This window comes from Amycolatopsis sp. NPDC058340 (assembly GCF_042723975.1).
GTDB lineage: Bacteria > Actinomycetota > Actinomycetes > Mycobacteriales > Pseudonocardiaceae > Amycolatopsis.
The window spans coordinates 127,405-146,236 of sequence record NZ_JBHXIB010000017.1 but is presented as its reverse complement, the minus strand read 5'-3'; the positions used below and the strand labels follow the sequence as shown (position 1 = coordinate 146,236).

At 70.8% G+C, this 18,832-nt stretch carries 16 protein-coding genes; 4 read left to right on the top strand and 12 right to left on the bottom strand.

All coding sequences use genetic code 11. The features are described 5' to 3' along the window. Positions 1–122: 122 nt before the first annotated feature. From ACFWIW_RS21165 to ACFWIW_RS21140, 6 genes are all read right to left on the bottom strand, one after another. Complete coding sequence (locus tag ACFWIW_RS21165; RefSeq protein WP_378369990.1) at positions 123–563, bottom strand: iron chaperone; 441 nt, start codon at positions 561–563, stop codon at positions 123–125. Between the two features lie 50 nt (positions 564–613). After that, a complete protein-coding gene (locus ACFWIW_RS21160; RefSeq protein ID WP_378369989.1) occupies positions 614–1,237 on the bottom strand; it encodes a glyoxalase in 624 nt (207 codons plus the stop codon). Positions 1,238–1,660: 423 nt separating this feature from the next. Beyond that, positions 1,661–2,188 (bottom strand): regulatory protein RecX, encoded by a 528-nt coding sequence (locus ACFWIW_RS21155; RefSeq protein ID WP_085940894.1) that lies wholly within the window; start codon positions 2,186–2,188, stop codon positions 1,661–1,663. Positions 2,189–2,385: 197 nt separating this feature from the next. After that, positions 2,386–3,426 (bottom strand): recombinase RecA, encoded by a 1,041-nt coding sequence (recA, locus tag ACFWIW_RS21150; RefSeq protein ID WP_005164741.1) that lies wholly within the window; start codon positions 3,424–3,426, stop codon positions 2,386–2,388. A gap of 206 nt (positions 3,427–3,632) precedes the next feature. After that, complete coding sequence (locus ACFWIW_RS21145) at positions 3,633–3,827, bottom strand: DUF3046 domain-containing protein (RefSeq protein WP_016332706.1); 195 nt, start codon at positions 3,825–3,827, stop codon at positions 3,633–3,635. A 107-nt stretch (positions 3,828–3,934) separates the two neighbouring features. Continuing rightward, on the bottom strand, positions 3,935–5,848 hold the full coding sequence (locus ACFWIW_RS21140) for an Hsp70 family protein (protein WP_378369988.1): 1,914 nt from the start codon (positions 5,846–5,848) through the stop codon (positions 3,935–3,937). Positions 5,849–6,020: 172 nt separating this feature from the next. Between ACFWIW_RS21140 and ACFWIW_RS21135 the strand changes: the two genes are divergently transcribed. Beyond that, positions 6,021–10,643 carry an ATP-dependent helicase gene (locus ACFWIW_RS21135; protein ID WP_378369996.1) on the top strand — a complete coding sequence of 1,541 codons (4,623 nt, stop codon included), beginning with the start codon at positions 6,021–6,023 and terminating at the stop codon, positions 10,641–10,643. A gap of 36 nt (positions 10,644–10,679) precedes the next feature. Beyond that, positions 10,680–11,183, top strand: a complete 504-nt coding sequence (gene def / locus ACFWIW_RS21130; RefSeq protein WP_378369987.1) for a peptide deformylase — start codon at positions 10,680–10,682, stop codon at positions 11,181–11,183. A 46-nt stretch (positions 11,184–11,229) separates the two neighbouring features. Here the strand turns inward: def and ACFWIW_RS21125 are convergent, their stop codons facing one another. The 4 genes from ACFWIW_RS21125 to ACFWIW_RS21110 all read right to left on the bottom strand — a co-directional run bounded on the left by ACFWIW_RS21125 (position 11,230) and on the right by ACFWIW_RS21110 (position 14,666). Further along, positions 11,230–12,315, bottom strand: coding sequence for a GNAT family N-acetyltransferase (locus ACFWIW_RS21125; protein ID WP_378369986.1), 1,086 nt, complete (start codon positions 12,313–12,315; stop codon positions 11,230–11,232). Between the two features lie 106 nt (positions 12,316–12,421). After that, the gene (locus tag ACFWIW_RS21120) at positions 12,422–13,090 is read right to left on the bottom strand and encodes a VOC family protein (RefSeq protein WP_378369985.1); all 669 of its coding nucleotides are present in this window, start codon (positions 13,088–13,090) and stop codon (positions 12,422–12,424) included. Positions 13,091–13,230: 140 nt separating this feature from the next. Next, entirely contained in the window at positions 13,231–13,995 is a 765-nt protein-coding gene (locus ACFWIW_RS21115; RefSeq protein ID WP_378369984.1) for a maleylpyruvate isomerase family mycothiol-dependent enzyme, read from the bottom strand. 188 nt (positions 13,996–14,183) lie between these two features. Then, positions 14,184–14,666, bottom strand: a complete 483-nt coding sequence (locus ACFWIW_RS21110; protein ID WP_340683906.1) for an SAV_6107 family HEPN domain-containing protein — start codon at positions 14,664–14,666, stop codon at positions 14,184–14,186. A gap of 220 nt (positions 14,667–14,886) precedes the next feature. On the opposite strand from ACFWIW_RS21110, the gene ACFWIW_RS21105 reads away from it, so the two are divergent. After that, positions 14,887–15,408 carry a YbaK/EbsC family protein gene (locus tag ACFWIW_RS21105; protein WP_378369983.1) on the top strand — a complete coding sequence of 174 codons (522 nt, stop codon included), beginning with the start codon at positions 14,887–14,889 and terminating at the stop codon, positions 15,406–15,408. Continuing rightward, a complete protein-coding gene (locus tag ACFWIW_RS21100) occupies positions 15,405–15,968 on the top strand; it encodes an N-acetyltransferase (protein WP_016332697.1) in 564 nt (187 codons plus the stop codon). The genes ACFWIW_RS21105 and ACFWIW_RS21100 overlap by 4 nt, the downstream gene beginning before the upstream one ends. Here the strand turns inward: ACFWIW_RS21100 and ACFWIW_RS21095 are convergent. Beyond that, positions 15,965–16,846, bottom strand: a complete 882-nt coding sequence (locus tag ACFWIW_RS21095) for a DMT family transporter (RefSeq protein WP_378369982.1) — start codon at positions 16,844–16,846, stop codon at positions 15,965–15,967. The genes ACFWIW_RS21100 and ACFWIW_RS21095 overlap by 4 nt on opposite strands. A 270-nt stretch (positions 16,847–17,116) precedes the next feature. Next, a complete protein-coding gene (locus ACFWIW_RS21090) occupies positions 17,117–18,802 on the bottom strand; it encodes a DUF885 domain-containing protein (protein ID WP_378369981.1) in 1,686 nt (561 codons plus the stop codon). Positions 18,803–18,832: the final 30 nt, after the last annotated feature.

The following is an 18,832-nucleotide window of genomic DNA, read 5'->3' as shown; positions in this document are numbered from 1 at the left end:
GCGCGGCGGGGGGCTGGGGGGGCTCTCGCTTCCCAACCACACTCACCAACATAGGCCGCCTCCTATGTTCCATACCCCAACGTCCTCCCCATGACCCACTACCGGGTACCGCATGCGGCGGCTCAGCCGACGGCTTGCTTCACCAGCGTGGCGATGCGCTGTTCCACGTCGGGGGTGACGCCGGTCAGCGCGAAGGCCGTGGCCCACATCGCGCCGTCGTCCAGGCGGGCGGCCTCGTTGAAGCCGAGCGTCGCGTACCGCGTCTTGAACTTGGCCGCCGCCTGGAAGAAGCAGACGATCTTGCCGTCCAGCGCGTAGGCGGGCTGGCCGTACCAGAGCTTCGGCGCGAGCATCGGGGCGTTCGCCTTCACGACCTCGTGGACCAGCTCGGCCAGCACCCGGTCCTCATCGGGCATCTCGGCGATCTTCGCGACCACGTTCTGCTCCGCCGCCGCGGCCTTGTCGGCGGCCGAGCCACGGCGCGCGGCCTTCTTCATGTCCTGGGCGTGTTCCTTCATCGCGGCCTTCTCTTCGGCCGTGAAACCTTCGTACGTGGTGCTCATCGTGTTTTCTCCTTGGTAAGCGGCGAGCGGGGGCATCCGGAAGTGGCACATCAGGACTGGGCGGCGAGCGCCGAGTTCTCCCAGGCGAACCCGTCCGGATCGGTGAACGGGGCGGCGCCGCAGATCGCGATGCGGTGCGAGCCGGTGCCCTCGGGGGATACACCTGCGTCCTTGGCCAGCGCCTTGCGCTTGTACAGCGCCAGCTTCACGGGGCTCGAGCCTGCTTCGAACTCGACGTACACGCGGCCGAAGCTCTTTCCCACGGTGAGGCCGTGCTCGACGTAGAACTTCTTGCTCGCGGCCACATCGGCGACGCCCAGCAGCAGCACGATGTCGTCGAACTCGCGGGTGGCCGGACCGCTGTTCTTCTTCGCCGAGGTGGCGATCTTCCAGATCGCGCCGTCCGGCGCCTGGACGGTTCCGCCGTAACCCCACATCGACTTCGCGGCGGGCTTGATCACGGTCGCACCGGCGGCGACCGCGGCCTCGATGAGCGCGTCCGCGTTGGCGGGCTGGGAAACCGTGAGGGAAAGGGTGTAGCCGCGGAAGCCAGTGGACGGCTCCCGCGAGGCCCGCAGGCGAAGCTCAGGGCCGAGCCCGAAGGCGGTGGAGTAGAAGCGTTCGGCGGCCTCGGTGTCGGCCACTTCGAGGGTGATGGCGTCGATGAAGTTCATGCCGGTAACGCTATTTCGCGGCGGGCTTCCGGTGCTTCTCGATTCCTGATCGGTCGCGTCGGCGCAGGTCCGGCCCGTCGTGAGGGCGCTCGGGGCCGTGTGGGGTTCCCAATGTCGCCTTTGAGACGCTCAGTGTCCCCAATGCGACATTGGGGACACTCGACCCGGGCTGCTGTGGCGGCAGGAGCAGCCGATGCTCCCCACTCGGCTGCGAACCCGGTCGTCCGAGCTGTCCCCCGACGATGTGGGAATCGGGACACTCGACGTCCCGATTCCCACATCGTCGGCACCAGGTCCTCGGGGAGCGTCCGTTGTCATCGAGTTCCGAGACCGGCGCCCCTTCGACGACCGCCGGGAACGCGAAACGCCGGCCGCGCGGGCAAGCGTGCCCGTACGGCCGGCGAGCGGCTCAGGTGAGGAAGCTCAGTCGAGGGTGGCGTCGTCCAGCAGTGCCGACTCGGCGCCGAACTCGCGGAGTTCGTCGCGGATCACGGTGTAGGCCAGCCCTTGGGGATAGCCCTTGCGGGCGAGGAAGCCCAGCAGGCGGCGGATCGCCGTCTGCTCGTCGACGTTGCCCAAGGAGCGCATGCGCTTCCGTACCAGCTCTCGGGCGCGCTGCTCCTCTGCCTCTCGGTCCACCTCGTCGGCGGCCTGGACGGCGATATCCCCATCGATTCCTTTGCGTTTGAGTTCGGCTACGAGGGCGTTCCGTGCCAGGCCCATGTTGGCATGGCGGGAACGCACCCACATCTCGGCGAACTCGGCGTCGTTGATGAGCCCTGCCTTGTCCAGCTTACCGAGCAGGGTCTCCGTCGTCTCCTCGTCGAAGCCCTTGCGTTTGAGGGCCTGACGCAGTTCCTCCGTGGAACGCGGGCGCGCGGCCAGGAGATCGAAGCAGATCTCCTTGGCCTTCTTCCTCCGCTCGTCCGGCGGCAGCTCCGCCGGATCCACTTTGGGCGCACGCATTCAGCTATCACTCCAGTCGAAACGATCGATCGGTGACTTCACCCCTTAAGCAATCCCACGCGGGGGTCCAGGGGGCTTGCCCCTGGCGGGGGTCTGGGGGTTCGGCCCCCAGAAGGTATGGCGAAGGGATCCGGCGAGCGCTCTCCGCGAGCACACCTCACCCGATCCCGTGGCCGCGGAACTCAGAAGTCGACCGGCGCGGGGGCGGCTTCGGCGTCGACGGCGGCACCGATGCCGAGCTTCTCCTTGATGCGCTTCTCGATCTCGTTGGCGATGTCCGGGTTGTCCAGCAGGAACTTGCGGGCGTTCTCCTTGCCCTGGCCCAGCTGGTCGCCTTCGTAGGTGTACCAGGCGCCGGACTTGCGCAGGATGCCCTGGTCGACACCCATGTCGATCAACGAACCCTCGCGGGAGACGCCCTTGCCGTAGAGGATGTCGAACTCGGCCTGCTTGAAGGGCGGCGCGACCTTGTTCTTCACGACCTTGACGCGGGTGCGGTTGCCGACGGGCTCGCCGCCGTCCTTCAGCGTCTCGATCCGGCGGACGTCCAGGCGGACCGACGCGTAGAACTTCAGCGCCTTGCCACCGGTCGTGGTCTCCGGGGAGCCGAACATGACGCCGATCTTCTCGCGCAGCTGGTTGATGAAGATCGCGGTGGTACCGGAGTTGTTCATCGCGCCGGTCATCTTCCGCAGCGCCTGGCTCATCAGCCGGGCCTGCAGACCGACGTGGTTGTCACCCATCTCGCCCTCGATCTCGGCGCGCGGCACGAGCGCGGCGACCGAGTCGATGACCAGGATGTCGAGCGCGCCGGAGCGGATCAGCATGTCCGCGATCTCGAGCGCCTGCTCACCGGTGTCGGGCTGGGAGACCAGCAGCGCGTCGGTGTCGACGCCGAGCTTCTTGGCGTACTCCGGGTCCAGCGCGTGCTCCGCGTCGATGAACGCGGCGATGCCGCCGTTCTTCTGCGCGTTGGCGACCGCGTGCAGGGCGACGGTGGTCTTACCGGAGGACTCCGGACCGTAGATCTCGATGACCCGGCCGCGGGGAAGACCGCCGATCCCGAGCGCGACGTCGAGTGCGATGGCACCGGTGGGGATGACCTCGATCGGCGCGCGGCCCTCTTCGCCGAGGCGCATGACCGAGCCCTTGCCGTACTGCTTGTCGATCTGGGCGAGGGCCAGTTCGAGCGCCTTGTCCTTGTCGGGTGCTGCTGGTGCCATGGAGTCCACCTCGTTGGTTGAGCCGGTAGGGCTTGATTCAGTTCTGAGCTGTCGGGTCCGACGCTACGGGCGACCACCGACAATTCCAGGCCTCGCGCCCAAGCTGTGGATCGCTGACCCCGTTGTGGACAACACCATAGACGAACGTGTGTTCGAGGCCGTCGCCGACACGCCGTTGCGCTAGAGTTTCTGCCCGTTCTTCGAGGTCAGCGCCGCTCGGGCGGGATCTCGAAGGCGTCGCAGACCGCCCGCCAGACGTCCTTGGCCGAGGTTCCCGCGTCGAGGGCCTGTTCGACGGTCCGGCCCCCGAGTTCGCCGAAGACGTGATCCCTGGAGAGGGTTTCCGCACGTCCGGGACCGAATTCGTCGGCCATCAGCCGCCGGAAGACCGTGATACGCATCGAGCGGAGTCTAGCCCCGCACCTGGCCGAGTCCGTGAAGGCCTCCTTGAGGGACTCTGGGTCCCTCAAGGAGGCCTTCACGGACTCGAGGATCGTGAAAACAGCGGCTATTCGCCCGGCTGGACGCTCTTCTCGAAGTAATCGGCCAGCTCACCCGGCGTCGGGGTCTGTCCTTCGGCGGGCACCTGGTAGATGAAGCCGACCAGCGGCCGGTCGGTCACGGTGAACACCAGCACGGCGGCGTTCCGCCCGGCGGCCGAGGAGTACTGGCCTTCCAGCGCGTTGCCGACCCATTTGGCCTCGGTGCGGTCCCCGCCTGCCGATTTGAGCAGCCCGTCGGTGTAGGCCTTGATCTTCTCCGCCGAGTCGCTCTGCAGATAGGTCACCTGGGTCCCGGCGCGGCCCGGCGCGGAGCAGGTCGACGTCACGCCGAGGTCCTCCGCCGGTTTCGCCGGCCCGTTGCCCATCCCGGGTTTGCAGTCCCCGGTGTCGGCGATCTTCCCGGCGAGCTGGCGCAGGCAGCCGGTGAGGCCCTTGTCGTCGGCCGCGCCGGGCACCTTGCACTCGTCGGCCGTGTAGGTCGTCGCCGAAGAGGACGTCAGGAAATACGTGAGCCCGGCGGCGAGCAGTACGACGACGGCCACGATGGCGCCGATGACGAGCGGCTTCTTCTTGCTCGCGGGCGCCTTCTCGGCGGTGGTCTGCCCGGCGAGGGAGTACGTCGGGAAATTCGTCGGCGCGGGCTGCTGCGCCTGCTGCGGGCCGCTGTTCGGATAACCCGACTGGGGGAAGCCGCCGGACTGGCCGGGGCCCCCGCCCGTGTAGCCGGGGATCGACGCGACCTGCTGCTGCGGCGGCGGGTACGGGCCCGACGCGCCGGGACCGACCTGATGCGCCCCGGTCCCCGCCGCGACCTGCCCTTCGACGCCCTGCGTACGCGAGCTGATGCCGTCGGAGGCGACGTGCTGGGCGCCGAGCGCCACCGCGGTCTCGGGCTGGTCGAGGCTGCCGGGGACGACGCCGAGCTTCTCCGCGATCAGGCTGCCGACCAGCGGGAGACGGCTCGAACCGCCGACGAGGTAGATACCGGCGAGCCGGTCCGGGGTCATCCCGGCCGAGCGGACCACCCGCGACATCAGCTCGACACTGCGCAGCATCGACGGCCGAACCAGCGCTTCGAGTTCGCCTCGCGTGACGAGGACGTCCTCGAACGGTTCCGGCATCGGGACCTCGGTCTGCGGGTGCCGCGAGAGGGCCTCCTTCGCCGCCTTCACGTCCTCCTGCAGCGCACGCCGCGTACGACGGTCCGGAGTGGACTCGGGCCGCAGGACCCGCTGCCAGCGCTGGGGGTCCCGGTGCGAGACCTCGCGGCCGACGTGCACCAGCAGCGCCTGGTCGACGTCGAGGCCACCGAGGTCGGGAAGGCCGTCTTCGGCGACGACGGTGAAGCCGCCGTTCTGGGTCGCGCCGACGATCGCGACGTCGAAGGTGCCGGCGCCGAGGTCGTACACGGCGAGCGCCTGGCCGGGCGCGAGCGTCTTGCCGGGGAACGACGCGAAATGCGCGGCCGCGGCGACCGGCTCGGGGACCAGCACGAGGTTGCCGCCCATCCCGGCGAGCCGGGCGGCCGACAGCAGCACGTTGCGGCGGGTCTGCCCCCACTGCGCGGGGTGGGTGAGCCGGACCTCGTCGGGCAGTTCGCCGCCGAGCTGGCGGGTGGTCTCGTCGAGGACGCGGCGCAGGATCGCGGCCAGCACCTCGGTGACCGGGATGACGTCCGTGCCCAGCAGGAGCGTCTGCTCGTCGATCCGGCGTTTGGGGTTGGGCTCGAAGCGGGTCGGGTCGAGCCGGGCGCGGCGTTCGGCGTCGCGGCCGACCATGATCGTGCCGTCCTCGGTGGCGAACACCGCGGACGGCATGTTGGCCGAACCGTCGACCTCGACCACCCGCGGCGGCCTCCCGTGCGCCGATAGGACGGCCACGGTGTTGGACGTCCCGAGGTCCACCGACAGGATCCGCACAGCTCATACCCCTTCAACAGACGAACGGCGACCGCCCCAGCACTGATCCGGTCGCGCTGGCGGTGATGCTCCCATGAGCGAGGTCACCGCACGTGCGGAACCCGCCGATCTCGTCCCGACCGGGTGCCTCGTCACAGCCCTCGGAGCGAAACTGTCGGTGGTCCGGCGCAGTATGGAGGGCGTGGCAGACGTACTCGACCTCTTCTCCCCCGCGACCAGGGACTGGTTCACCGGGGCCTTCGCCGCGCCCACCCGCGCGCAGGAAGGGGCGTGGCGTGCCGCGCACGCCGGGGAACACGCGCTGGTCGTGGCCCCGACAGGCTCCGGTAAGACGCTCTCGGCCTTCCTCTGGGCGCTGGACAGGCTGTCGGTCGAGCCTCCGCCGTCCGAGCCGCGGAAACGCTGCCGCGTCCTCTACGTCTCGCCGCTGAAGGCGCTGGCGGTCGACGTCCAGCGCAACCTGCGGGCGCCGCTGGCCGGCATCTCACAGGCGTCGCGCCGGCTGGGGCTGCCGGTCCCGGACATCGGCGTCGGCATGCGCACGGGCGACACCACCGCCGCCGAGCGGCGCTCGTTCGGCAAGACCCCACCGGACGTGCTGGTCACCACGCCGGAGTCGTTGTTCCTCATCCTCACCTCCTCCGCCCGCGATTCGCTGCGCGGCGTGGAGACGGTCATCATCGACGAGGTGCACGCGGTCGCGGGCGGCAAACGCGGCGCGCATCTTGCCTTGTCCCTGGAGCGGCTCGACGCCCTCCTCGAAAAGCCCGCCCAGCGGATCGGGCTGTCGGCGACGGTCCGGCCGATCGACGAGGTCTCCTCGTTCCTGGCCGGTGGCAGGCCGGTCACCGTCGTCCAGCCGAAGCTCGCGAAGACGATCGAGGTCCGTGTCGAGGTCCCGGTCGAGGACATGTCGAATCTCGACGGTCCGCAGGGGCCGAAGCAGAACGAAGACCTCGACGCGGGTCTCGCGCGTTTGCCCGGGTCGCTGGAGGACATCGACGGCGCGCCGCGGCGGCCGTCGATCTGGCCCGCGGTGGAGGAGCGGGTCCTCGAACTGATCCAGGCGCACCGGTCGACGATCGTGTTCGCCAACTCGCGGCGGCTCACCGAGCGGATGACGGCCCGGCTCAACGAACTCGTCGCGGAACAGAGCGAGCTGGAGCCGGATCAGCGGTATCCGGCCGAGGCGATCGGCCAGTCCGGGCTCACCACCGGCGCGGCGCCGGTGATCGCGCGGGCGCACCACGGCTCGATGTCGCGTGAGCAGCGCACGCATGTGGAAGAGGAGCTCAAATCCGGGCGGCTGGCGTGCGTCGTGGCGACGTCCTCTTTGGAATTGGGCATCGACATGGGCGCGGTCGATCTCGTCGTGCAGATCGAGGCGCCACCGACGGTCGCTTCGGGGCTGCAGCGGGTCGGCCGGGCCGGGCACCAGGTCGGCGCGGTGTCGAGCGGGGTGATGTTCCCGAAGTTCCGGGGCGACCTCGTCTCCTGCGCGGTGGTGGCGGAACGGATGGCCTCCGGGGCGATCGAGGCGGTGCGATATCCGCGGAATCCGCTGGACGTGCTGGCGCAGCAGGTCGTGGCGATGGTGGCGCTCGAATCGTGGACGGTCGACGAGCTGGCCGCGCTGGCCCGCCGCGCGGCGCCGTTCGCGTCCCTGCCGGACGACGCGTTGCTCGCCGTGCTCGACATGCTCGCCGGCCGGTACCCCAGCGAGGAGTTCGGCGAGCTGCGCGCCCGGATCACCTGGGACAGGGTCAGCGGCGAGCTGCACGGCCGCCCCGGTTCGCAGCGGCTGGCGGTGACCTCGGGCGGCACGATCCCGGACCGCGGCCTGTTCACCGTGATGACCCCGGGCGGCGACGACAAACCCGGGTCGCGCGTGGGCGAGCTCGACGAGGAGATGGTCTACGAGTCCCGCGTCGGGGACACGATCCTGCTCGGCACCTCCTCCTGGCGGGTCACCGACATCACCCACGACCGGGTGATCGTGGTCCCCGCGCCGGGTGAGCCCGCCCGGATGCCGTTCTGGAAGGGCGACGCCCCCGGCCGCCCGCTGGAACTGGGGCGGGCGCTGGGCGCGTTCGTCCGTGAACTGTCCACTTCGGAGCCGTCGGTGGCCAGGGAACGCGCCGCCGTCGCCGGGCTCGACGAGTACGCGTGCGACAACCTGCTGGCGTACCTGGAGGAGCAGAAGTCGGCCACGCGGCATGTGCCGAACGACAAAACCGTGCTCCTGGAACGGTTTCGCGACGAGCTTGGCGACTGGCGCGTCATCCTGCACTCGCCGTTCGGCGCGCAGGTCAACGCGCCGTGGGCGCTCGCGATCGCGGCCCGGCTGCGGGAGAACCGCGGGGTCGACGCCCAGGTGGCGCATTCCGACGACGGCATCGTGCTGCGGTTGCCCGAGGCGCTGGACATGGACGGCGCCGAGGTCACCATCGGCGTCGAAGACGTGTTGCTCGATCCGGAAGAGGTCGAGCAGCTGATCGTCGCCGAGGTCGGTGGCTCCGCGCTGTTCGCCGCCCGGTTCCGGGAGTGCGCGGCGCGGTCGCTGCTGCTCCCCCGCCGGGATCCGCGCCGTCGCACCCCGCTGTGGCAGCAGCGGCAGCGCGCGTCCCAGCTGCTTTCGGTCGCGGCCAAGTACGAGCGGTTCCCCGTCGTGCTGGAAGCGATGCGGGAAGTCCTGCAGGACGTGTACGACGTCGGCGGGCTGCGCGAGCTGATGTCCGACGTCCGGTCCCGCAAGGTCAAACTGGTCGAGGTCGAGACGCCGTCCGCGTCCCCGTTCGCGCGCAGCCTGCTCTTCGGCTACGTCGGGATGTTCCTGTATGAGACGGACGCCCCGCTCGCGGAACGGCGCGCGGCGGCGCTGGCGCTGGATTCGACGCTGCTGGCCGAACTGCTCGGCACCGAGGCGATCCGGGAACTGCTGGACGCCGAGGTCGTCGCCGAAGTCGAGCGCTCCCTGCAGCGGCTCGATCCAGACAGGCACGCCCGCAACGCCGAGGACGCCGCGGATCTGTTGCGGTTCCTCGGCGATCTCTCGATCGAGGAGGCCGCCGCGCGCGGGATCCGGCGGGAATGGCTGGAGGAGCTGGAAGCCGCGCGACGGGTGATCCGGGTGCGCATCGGTGGCGGCGAGCGTTTCATCGCCATCGAGGACGCGGGCCGGGTGCGGGACGCGCTGGGCACCGCGCTGCCGGTCGGCGTGCCGGAGGCGTTCACCGAACCGGTCGAGGATCCGGTCGGAGACCTGCTTTCCCGCTATGCGCGGAGCCGTGGCCCGTTCGGCGCCCGCCAGGCCGCGGAGCGGTTCGGGCTCGGGACGGCCGTGGTCACCGGCGTGCTGGACAGGCTGACCGCGCAGGGCAGGCTGGTCCGGGGTGAGCTGAGCCCGGTCGGGCATCCGGAGACCCACGGCGTCGGCATCGAGTTCTGCGACGCGTCGGTGCTGCGCAGGCTCCGGCGGGCGTCGCTGGCCCGGCTGCGGGCCGAGGTCGAGCCGGTCGAACCGGCGGCACTGGGGCGATTCCTGCCCTCATGGCATGGCATCGGGGCGCGGGTGCGGTCGGCGCCGACGGCGGACGACGTGCTGTCCGTGGTCGAGCAGCTGGCCGGGGCCCCGCTCCCGGCGAGCGCGGTCGAGTCGCTGATCCTGCCGAGCAGGCTGCCCGGCTACACCCCTTCGCTGCTGGACGAGCTCACCACGGCGGGCGAGGTCACCTGGTGCGGTTGCGGTTCCCTGTCCGGCGGGGACGGCTGGCTGGCGCTCGCGCCCACGGACGTCGCCGATCTGCTCTTGCCCGACCTCGACGACGATCTGCCGTCCGGTCCGCTCCACGAGGCCATCCTGTCCACTTTGGAGGGTGGAGCCCAGTTCTTCCGCCAGCTCGTCGACCGGGCGTCACCCTTGGTCGAGACCCCGCCCAACGACGGCGAAGTCGTGGCGGCGCTGTGGGATCTCGTGTGGGCCGGGCTGGTCACCGGTGACACGCTGGGCCCGCTGCGGGCGCAGGTCTCCGGTTCCGGCGCGGCGCACAAGCCACGGCGGCAGGCTCCTCGCGGCCGGTACGCGCGGCTTCGGGCCGGGCGCCCGGCGATGCCTTCGCGCACCGGGCCGCCGACGGTCGCGGGACGCTGGGCCCTGACCCCCGATCGCGAACCGGATCCGACCAGGCGCGCGCACGCGCGGACCGAGGCCTTCCTGGAGCGACACGGCGTCCTCACCCGCGGAGCTCTCGACACCGAACGCGTGACGGGCGGTTTTTCCGGGATCTACAAGGTTTTGCGCGGTATGGAGGATTCGGGCCAGGTCGTCCGGGGATACGTGGTCGAAGGGCTCGGCGCGGCGCAGTTCGCGGCGAAGGGCGCCGTCGACAGGTTGCGCGCGCAATCCGGGAATCAGCGCACGACCACCGAAGGCGCCGTCGTCCTCGCCGCCGCCGACCCGGCCCAGCCCTATGGCGCCGCGTTGCCGTGGCCCGCCGCGACGGGTGACACGAAACACCGCCCGGCAAGGAAAGCGGGCGCGCTGGCGGTACTCGTGGACGGTGTCCCGGCGATGTACGTCGAACGCGGCGGCCGGTCGCTGCTGAGTTTCACCGAGGATCAGGAGACGTTGCGGTCGGCCGCGCGGGCGCTGTCCACGGCGGTACGGGAGGGCTGGCTCGGGCAGCTCGCGGTGCAGAAGGCCGACGGCGAGGTGGCGCTCACCTCGGAGCTTTCGGCCGTCCTCCAGGAGGCCGGATTCCGGGCGACTCCCAAGGGACTGCGCCTGCGGGCCTAGAATCACCGCCAGACCTGCGGAGAAGGACGTTCGAACATGGTGATGCGCGACCTGCGCTATTTCGGGGATCCCGTGCTCAAGACCGTATGCGACCCGGTCACGACATTCGACAAGAAGATCGAGCAACTGGTGACCGATCTGATGGACGGAGTGAAACCGGCAGGCCGCGCGGGGCTCGCGGCGCCGCAGATCGGGGTCGGGCTGCGGGTGTTCAGCTACGACGTCGGCGGGCTGAGCGGATATGTGATCAACCCCGAGATCGTCGAACTCTCCGAAGAGACGCACGAGATCGGCGAGGGCTGTCTGTCGGTGCCGGAACTGTGGTTCCCGGTCGTGCGCGCGAAGCACGCCGTGGTGCGCGGTGTCGACCTGCGCAACGAGCCCGTCGAGGTCGAAGGGGTCGACGTGCTCGCCCAGTGCCTGCAGCACGAGACCGATCATCTCGACGGCAAGCTGTACCTGGAGCGGCTCACTCCCGACCGCAAGAAGCGCGCGCTGGGCGAGGCCAGGGGCAAAGACTGGTTCTGGAACCGCAAGTAGTCCTCTGCGTGCGGTACTTGCGCGTGCAACGACCGCATTCAGAGGACTAAACGCGGGCTTCGGGGAGCGTGAAGCGCAGGGTGCCGGAGTCGCCGGTGACGCGTTCGGGGTGGAGCCCCGCGCGGACGGCGGTGCGATGGAGGGAGTCGTCGCCGGGCAGGCAGACGGCGGTGAGTTCGCGCTCCCCCTTGGCCAGGGCGAGTGTGGCGAGACGGCCGAGCAAGGCCGTGCCGACGCCTTGGCGCTGCCAGGAATCCTCGACCAGGAGCGAGACTTCGGCCGCGCCGCCGTCGGCCGGCGGGATGAGCTGGCCGAGGCCGATCACGTCGCGGCCGCAGACCGCGAGCAGGCTGATCCCGCGTGGCGGCATCAGGAGCCGGTGCAGCCAGCGACGCGGTACGGCACGCATTCCCGTGTGATAGCGGTGGAAGAGCGTCGTCATCGAGCATCTCTGGTGCAGCGCGGACACCGCTTCCGCGTCACCGGGGACACCCTTGCGCAGGACGATCGCGGCCCCGTCGGGCCGGTCGAGCACGATCGGGCCGGTCACGTTGTCACGCACGGAAGCGACCAGGGCGGTCAGCGCGACGGCGCGGCTGAGTTCCAGTTCGACGAAGGGTGACCACCGGCGGCGCGCGACGAACGCGGCGCCGTCCCCCGCGGGGAACACCGCCCGGTGCCCGCCTTCCGTGCGGGCCGGGTTCGACTCGATCGACGGGACCTTCGTGACGACGTCGGCCGCCAGGACGCCTCGGAGCACCTCGGCGAGGCGACCGGGTTCCTCGACGGCTCGTTTGGCCGCGGTGAGCGTCGCGGTGGCGGGATCGACCAGTTCCGCCAGATCCGCGTCGACGACGGCTGAGCATTCGCATCCTTCGTCGCGGATCGCGTCGATGAGCAGCTGCCGCGGCAGCCCGATGGCCGGCCGCAGGACGATCTCGTCGAGCACGCCGCCGGGCACCGGGAGCACCGACAGCCCGAGGATGTTGCACTCGAGGTCGGCCAGCCGGATCGCGATCCTGGCCAGGGTGCCGGGCCGGTCGTCCACGCGGATCCGGACGCGCCAGGCCGAAGCGGCCGTCGTCTCTTCGCCGGGATGGACCAGGGTGGGCCGTGCTCGATAGGTCTCCATGACCTCAACGGTCCCGGCCGGTTGTTGCCTGCCCACGGCACGGGTGTTTCGCTCAGGTCAGCGTTGGACGCCGCCGCGCAACCCGGGCGAAACAACCCAGTGTCCGTCAGCGGGGCGTGAGCACGCTGAACTCGTTGCCCTCCGGATCCACCATGGCGTCGCCGTCCTGCCCTGTCGCGCCCAGCTCCCGCAGGCGCCGGACCTCGGCCGCCCGGCTCCCGCCCAGCGGCGGGGCGATCTCGAACCACAGCCGGTTACGGTGCCGCTTCTCCTCTTTCGTGCGGAGGAACTCCACCCACGGGCCGCGTCCGTCCGGTGGCCGCAGGCCGGCGAACACCTCGCCCCGGGCGCCGACCTCCCAGCCCAGCGCGGCCGCCCAGAACCGCGCGAGCCGCTCCGGGTCGAGTGCGTCGGTGACGACCGAGGCGATCGCGCCGGTGCACTCGTACTGCTCGCGGGGCTCGAGGACGCAGAACTCGTTGCCCTCGGGGTCCGCGAGCACCACCCACGGCACCCGTTTCTCCTCCGGCGGCCCCTGACCGATGTCGCTGTGCCGTGCGCCGAGGGACAGCGCACGGTCCACCAATTCGGCCTGGTGCTCGGGCGAACGGCTCGCCAGATCCAGGTGCAGCCGGTTCTTGCCTCGTTTCGGGCCCGCTTCGAGGCGGAACGCCGGCTCGAACGGGGCGTCCCAGCTGAACAGCCCTCCCCAGAAACCCGCCAGATCCCTGGGAAGGGCCGAGTCGAAGACCAGGTTCACCAGATGTGCCACCACACCGGGGAACCTAGACGGCACCGCCGACAAGGTGACCCCGCGACCGACGGTGGCAGCGCGGGTTCACGCGATCGGTGGTTCTCCAAGCACATCCTCAGCTCCGTCGACTGGCTGACCGGTTTGGCTTCCCCACCGACCGGTCATCGGGTCGCGAGCCGCAGAAGGGCCCAGAGTTGTCCCGCCATGTCCTGGTCTCCGCTGACCGTCACCGCCGTCGGACCCGCCCTGCCCCAGAGCCACCGGTAGATCTTGTCCGGCTTCCCGGTGATCAGATCGTCCGCGCGCCGGGCCTCCTCGGCCGAGCACCGCCAGGCGACCGTTTCCGTGGGGCCCGCTCTCGCGATCCAGGTGTGGCCGGCGGTGCGCACACCGACCGATCCGGTCTTGGTGCCCGACAGCCCCAGCAACGGCAGCCGCTGGCCGAACCACAGCACCAGGGCTTCGTCGATGCCGTCGACCGCCACGTCTTCGGGGATCTCCGACACCTCCCGGCCGGCCGCGCTCTCCGCGTCGATCCGGTGGATCGTCGTCTCGTGCGCCATCCGGCGCCGCCAGAACCCGTAGCTGCGGTCCGCGGGCCACCAGGTCGGCGCCAGTTCGTCCGGGTCGTGCGCGGACAGCTCGGCGACGAGTTCGTCCCGGCCCTCGCGGAAATACTCCTCCAGGGTCTGCCCCGGCCCCGGTTTCCGCTGCCAGTGCTCGGGACGCCGCCCATCGGTGATCCAGCGGCGGGCGACCCGGTACACGCTGCCCACGTGCCGGAGGACCTCGCCGAGAGTCCAGCCGGGGCAGGTCGGGACCGGCGCGTCGGCGGACGCGGTGTGCGCCACCTGAGCCATCAGCTCGGTTTCGGCGCCGATCACCTCCAGGAACCTGCCCTGGTCGATCATGGCCTGCCCGGCCATCGGGCACCCCCTCTCCCCGGAGCACTCTGTCTATGGGCGAACCCGCGTCTATGGGCGAACCCGCGTCCGCGATCGGCGTCGGCAGGGCGCCACCTGGTCTTTCAAGTCACGAAGGCCTGCCACCGCGATAGCCGGGCCTTCGGCCGGGCGGGTTCACGGACACAACCTCGGCGCCGCCTACAGGCGGTTCAGGCCACATGCGCCGAGTCACCCATCGGCAGCCCGTGCACCACCCGTCGCACCAGTTCCAGGAACACCGTGGCCGCTCGGGTCAGCTCGTCGGCCAGTTCCACGGTGACCTTCCCGGTGATACCCGCCTGCGCGGCGGCCCGCGTCGCCGAATTGGCCGCGAAGAACGCCGCCCATTCCTTGAGCTCGGGCGCGACGGAATCGAGCAGCACCCAGCCGCTCGCCGGCCGGGCGCGGCCCCGGTGCGGACGGCCGCGGGCCTCCAGTACCGCCGCCGCGCCCCGCAGCGCGGCGAGATAGGCCCCGATGAACCGCTCCGCGGGATCGCTTTCCCGCTCTGCTTCGGCGAGCCCCCGCCTCGCCTGCGCGTACAAGGAGACCGCCGCGGGTGGTGCCGGCGGGCGCAACGACATCGGCAGGGCGGGCTGCGCGGTGCCCCCCGGCCTCTCGGCTTCGTCAGGGGACACGACCGAAACGGACATGACGACCCTCCTCCTGTACGTGAGCGCCGGCCGGTGCCCGGCGCCGAGGCGCTTCCCCCGCCCCCGCGCCGGGCACCTACCGGTGCGCGCTCACCGAATGTCGAACGTCTGTTCGAACAAGTCCAATGTAACCCCGAGTGCCCATTCCTTCAACCCCGTAGCGGGGTGATCGCCGCATGTGGTGCGGGACACGGCATCGGCCACGTGATCTCATAGGCGTATGAGCACCATCGACCATCCCTCGGTGGCCAAGGTCGCGGCCGCGCTCGCCGAGGCGGGCCAGCAGGCCGCCGCGGACGGGATCCGGATCCTCCCCGCCGAAGTCCGCACGGCCGCGCAGGCCGCCGAAGCACTCGGTGCCGAGGTCGGCGCGATCGCGAACAGCCTCGTCTTCCGCGCCCGCACCGGCGACACGGAAACGGCCCTGCTCGCCCTGACCTCCGGCGCGCACCGCGCCGACACCGGCCTCCTCGCTTCACTGACCGGCGCCGACGAGATCGGGAAGGCGGACGCGGATTTCGTCCGCGCGCACACCGGGCAGCCGATCGGCGGCGTCGCCCCGGTCGGTCACCCGAAGGCGTTGACCACCCTCGTCGACACCGCGTTACGCGCTCACGAAGTCGTCTGGGCGGCCGCCGGGCATCCGAAGTCGGTGTACCCCACGACGTTCGACGGCCTCGTCGCGCTGACCGGGGGCACTCCCGCGGACGTCGCCGGCGACGGGCAGGATGGGCGCCCGTGACCGCGATGTCCTCGGAATGCACCCGTTACGTCCAGCTGTCCGCGGACGAGTTCCGCGCCCGGCTCCCCGAGGCGCTGACCATCTACGTCAACGCCATGCGCTACCCCGAAGGCACGGCGGAGCAACGCGCGCCGATGTGGCTCACGCACGCGCTGCGCGAAGGCTGGCGCTGCATGGCCGCGCTCGACGCGGACGGTGTCCTGCTCGGGCTCGCCTACGGCTACAAGGGCCGCGGCGGCCAGTGGTGGCACGAACAGGTGCGCCACGGCCTGACCCGCCGTGAGGGCCAGGCCGCCGCCGAGCACTGGATGTCCGACTACTTCGAGCTCACCGAGATCCACGTCAGCCCCGAAAGCCAGGGGAAGCGGATCGGCGAGGACCTCCTGCGGCGGCTGCTCGACGGCGTGCCCAGCGCCCACGTCCTCCTTTCCACGCCGGAAGGCACCAGCCGGGCCTGGAACCTGTACCGGCGCGTCGGATTCGTCGATGTGCTGCGGGACTACCACTTCGCCGGGGATCCGCGGCCCTTCGCGATCCTCGGCCGGACGCTGCCGCTCTAGGGCCTGGAATACGCCACGGCGAGCGCGGCGATGAGCACCACCGCGCCGCACCAGCCCACGGCGCCGAGCCGTTCCCCGAGCACGACCATGGACAGCAGCGCGGCGGTCAGCGGTTCGAGCAAGGCGGACAACGCGGCCAGTACGGGATGCGCGCTTTCGAGGCCGCGGAAGTACGCGGCGTACGCCAGCGCCGTGGGCACGACACCGAAGTAGACGACGAGCGCGAGCACGTCGGCCTGAACCGGCACGGCCAGCCCGAACCACAGGGCGGCGGGAGTGAGCGCGGCGCCGCCGATCAGGCAGCCGAAAGCCGTGGTGGGCAAGGGATCCAGCCCTTCGACGCGGGTCGCGGTCACGAGCGTCAGCGCGGCGAACCCGGCCGCGGCGAGCAGGGCGAACAGCACGCCGGCGACGTTGATCTCCTGCCCTGGCGTCCATTGCAGCAGCGCGAGCCCGAGGAGAGAGCCCGCCAGCGACACCGCCGTCCACGCTCCGGGCAGGCGGCGGGTTTTGACGACCGTCGCGACGGCGAGCAGCACCGGCGCGCTGCCGATGGTGGTCATCGTCGCGACGCTCACGGAACTCAGCGAGACCGAGGCGAAGTAGCTGGTCTGGAAGAGGGCGAACAACCCGCCGACCGCCAGGAGGCGGCGACGGGCCTGTGTCGTGCGGGGAAGGCCACGAAGGCCACCGGTGAGCCAGAGGTAACCGGTGGCGATCACGCCGCCGATGAGCAGCCGGTACGCGGCGACGCTCAGCGGATGGAGCCCCGCCCGGGAGGCGAGCAGGGATCCGGCGAGGCCGCCGGTCCCCCAGAGGACCCCGGCGAGGACGAGCGCGGCCGACGATCGGGCGCGCGTGGGTACGGCAACGGACATGGGGAAACGCTCCTGCGTCTGTGTCTGTCGGAAAGGACGTCGACGACGCGGGGTGCTTCAGTGCAGCACGGATCGGCCGGGCGGCTGTAACGCCGCGCGGCCGGAGACACCCCGCTCAGGAAGCGGGGGGTGGGGTGACGAGAAAGATCCGGTGCACGAGGGGAACGTATCAAGGCGGGCAAGTGGATAAACCCGAAGGGCGCTTTCCCCGCGTGTGATGCGGGGAAAGCGCCCTTCGCCTCGTCTTATGCGGGGAAAGCGTCCTTCGGCTCAGTCGAGGGCGGCCAGCATCTCCCGCAGCGTGTCCAGCCCCATCCCGCCCAGCGCCAGCGCCCGGGTGTGGAACTGCTTGATGTCGAACGCGTCGCCCTGCCGCGCGCGGGCCTCCTCGCGGGCGGCGAGCCAGAGCCGTTCGCCGAGCTTGTACGACGGCGCCTGCCCCGGCCAGCCCAGGTAGCGGTCGATCTCGTCGTACACGTGGGCCGGGTCGGTGACGGTCCGGGTGAGCATGAACTCCAGGCCGAGTTCGGGCGTCCACCGCTCGCCCTCGTGGAAACCGGTGCCGGCCGGGATCTCCAGTTCCAGGTGCATGCCGATGTCGACGATCACGCGTGCGGCGCGGAACAGCTGCTCGGACAGCATGCCGAACAGTTCGCCGTCGTCGGCGAGGAACCCGAGGTCCTCCATGAGCCGCTCGGAGTACAGCGCCCAGCCCTCGGCGTGCCCGGAGGTGAACGCCAGCAGCCGCTGGTACTTGTTGAGCGACTCCGACTGGTCGACCGCGGTCGCAATCTGCAGGTGGTGACCCGGCGCGCCCTCGTGGTAGACGGTGCTGACCTCGCGCCAGGTGGTGAACTCGTCCCGGCCCTGCGGCAGCGACCACCACATGCGGCCGGGGCGGGAGAAGTCCTCGCTCGGGCCGGTGTAGTACGCGCCGACGGTGCCACCGGGCGGGGCGATCTTGCACTCCAGCCGCATCACCCGGTCGGAGATGTCGAAGTGCTTGCCGCGCAACGACTTCAGCGCGTTGTCGGACAGGTTCTGCATCCAGGCCTGGAATTCCGCGCGACCGCGGACGACGTACTTGGGGTCGGCGTCGAGGGCGGCGGCCGCCTCGGCGAGGGTGGCGCCGGGCTTGATCCGGCCTGCGACCTCGCGCATCTCCGTTTCGAGGCGGGTGAACTCGGCCCAGCCCCAGGCGTAGGCCTCGTCCAGGTCCAAGGTGGCGCCGGTGAACACGCGGGACCACAGCTGGTAGACCTCGGCGCCGACGGCGTCCTTGACCGGCGCCAGCGGGGCGAGTTCGGCGCGGAGGAACCCGGCGAACTCCGCGTACGCCTCCTGAGCGGCGTGCGCGGCCTGGCCGAGTTCGGCGCGGAGCTTCTCGTCGATGTCCTTCGCGTCCGAGGCGAGGGTCTCGAAGAAACCGGTCTCGTCCTTCAAACCGGCCCAGGTCTCCGCCTGTTCGGCGACCTTGCCGACCTGCCGCAACGCCGACACCCGGCCCGCGTCGGCGGCCGCGAGCAGCGAGGCGCGGAGACCGTCGAGCGCTTCGGGCACCCTCGCCATCCGGGCGGCGATCGTCGCCCAGTCCTCCGCGGTGTCGGTGGGCATGTAGTCGAAGACCATGCGCAGTTCCTGCACGGGGCTTTCGATCACGTTCAGCGCCGCGAGGTCGAGACCGGCTTCGTGGATCTCGAGGTTCAGCGCGATCCGCTCGCTGAACACCGCCTTGGCCGCGCGTTCACCGTCGTCGACCGGTTCGGCCGCGGCGATCTCGGCCAGCGCGCGCCTGGCGATCGCGGCCCTGGCCGCGTGCCCGGCGGGCGAGTAGTCGGTCAGCTGGTCGTCGTATCCGGAGATACCGAACGTCGTCGCGGCGACCGGGTCGGCCGCGGCGTACTCGTCGACGTACCGGTCACAGATCTGGTGCACACTTTGCGCGGTCGAAGCCATGCCCGGCACGCTACCGGGACCGCGTGCGAC

Excerpts from the sequence above, each read along its gene's own strand:
- ACFWIW_RS21115 (WP_378369984.1), bottom strand. The coding sequence starts at position 13,995 with ATGGCCGGGCAGGCCATGATCGACCAGGGCAGGTTCCTGGAGGTGATC.
- ACFWIW_RS21125 (WP_378369986.1), bottom strand. The coding sequence starts at position 12,315 with ATGGAGACCTATCGAGCACGGCCCACCCTGGTCCATCCCGGCGAAGAG.
- ACFWIW_RS21090 (WP_378369981.1), bottom strand. The coding sequence starts at position 18,802 with ATGGCTTCGACCGCGCAAAGTGTGCACCAGATCTGTGACCGGTACGTC.
- ACFWIW_RS21145 (WP_016332706.1), bottom strand. The coding sequence starts at position 3,827 with ATGCGTATCACGGTCTTCCGGCGGCTGATGGCCGACGAATTCGGTCCC.
- ACFWIW_RS21160 (WP_378369989.1), bottom strand. The coding sequence starts at position 1,237 with ATGAACTTCATCGACGCCATCACCCTCGAAGTGGCCGACACCGAGGCC.
- ACFWIW_RS21105 (WP_378369983.1), top strand. The coding sequence starts at position 14,887 with ATGAGCACCATCGACCATCCCTCGGTGGCCAAGGTCGCGGCCGCGCTC.
- ACFWIW_RS21135 (WP_378369996.1), top strand. The coding sequence starts at position 6,021 with ATGGAGGGCGTGGCAGACGTACTCGACCTCTTCTCCCCCGCGACCAGG.
- ACFWIW_RS21165 (WP_378369990.1), bottom strand. The coding sequence starts at position 563 with ATGAGCACCACGTACGAAGGTTTCACGGCCGAAGAGAAGGCCGCGATG.
- ACFWIW_RS21095 (WP_378369982.1), bottom strand. The coding sequence starts at position 16,846 with ATGTCCGTTGCCGTACCCACGCGCGCCCGATCGTCGGCCGCGCTCGTC.
- recA (WP_005164741.1), bottom strand. The coding sequence starts at position 3,426 with ATGGCACCAGCAGCACCCGACAAGGACAAGGCGCTCGAACTGGCCCTC.
- def (WP_378369987.1), top strand. The coding sequence starts at position 10,680 with ATGGTGATGCGCGACCTGCGCTATTTCGGGGATCCCGTGCTCAAGACC.
- ACFWIW_RS21110 (WP_340683906.1), bottom strand. The coding sequence starts at position 14,666 with ATGTCCGTTTCGGTCGTGTCCCCTGACGAAGCCGAGAGGCCGGGGGGC.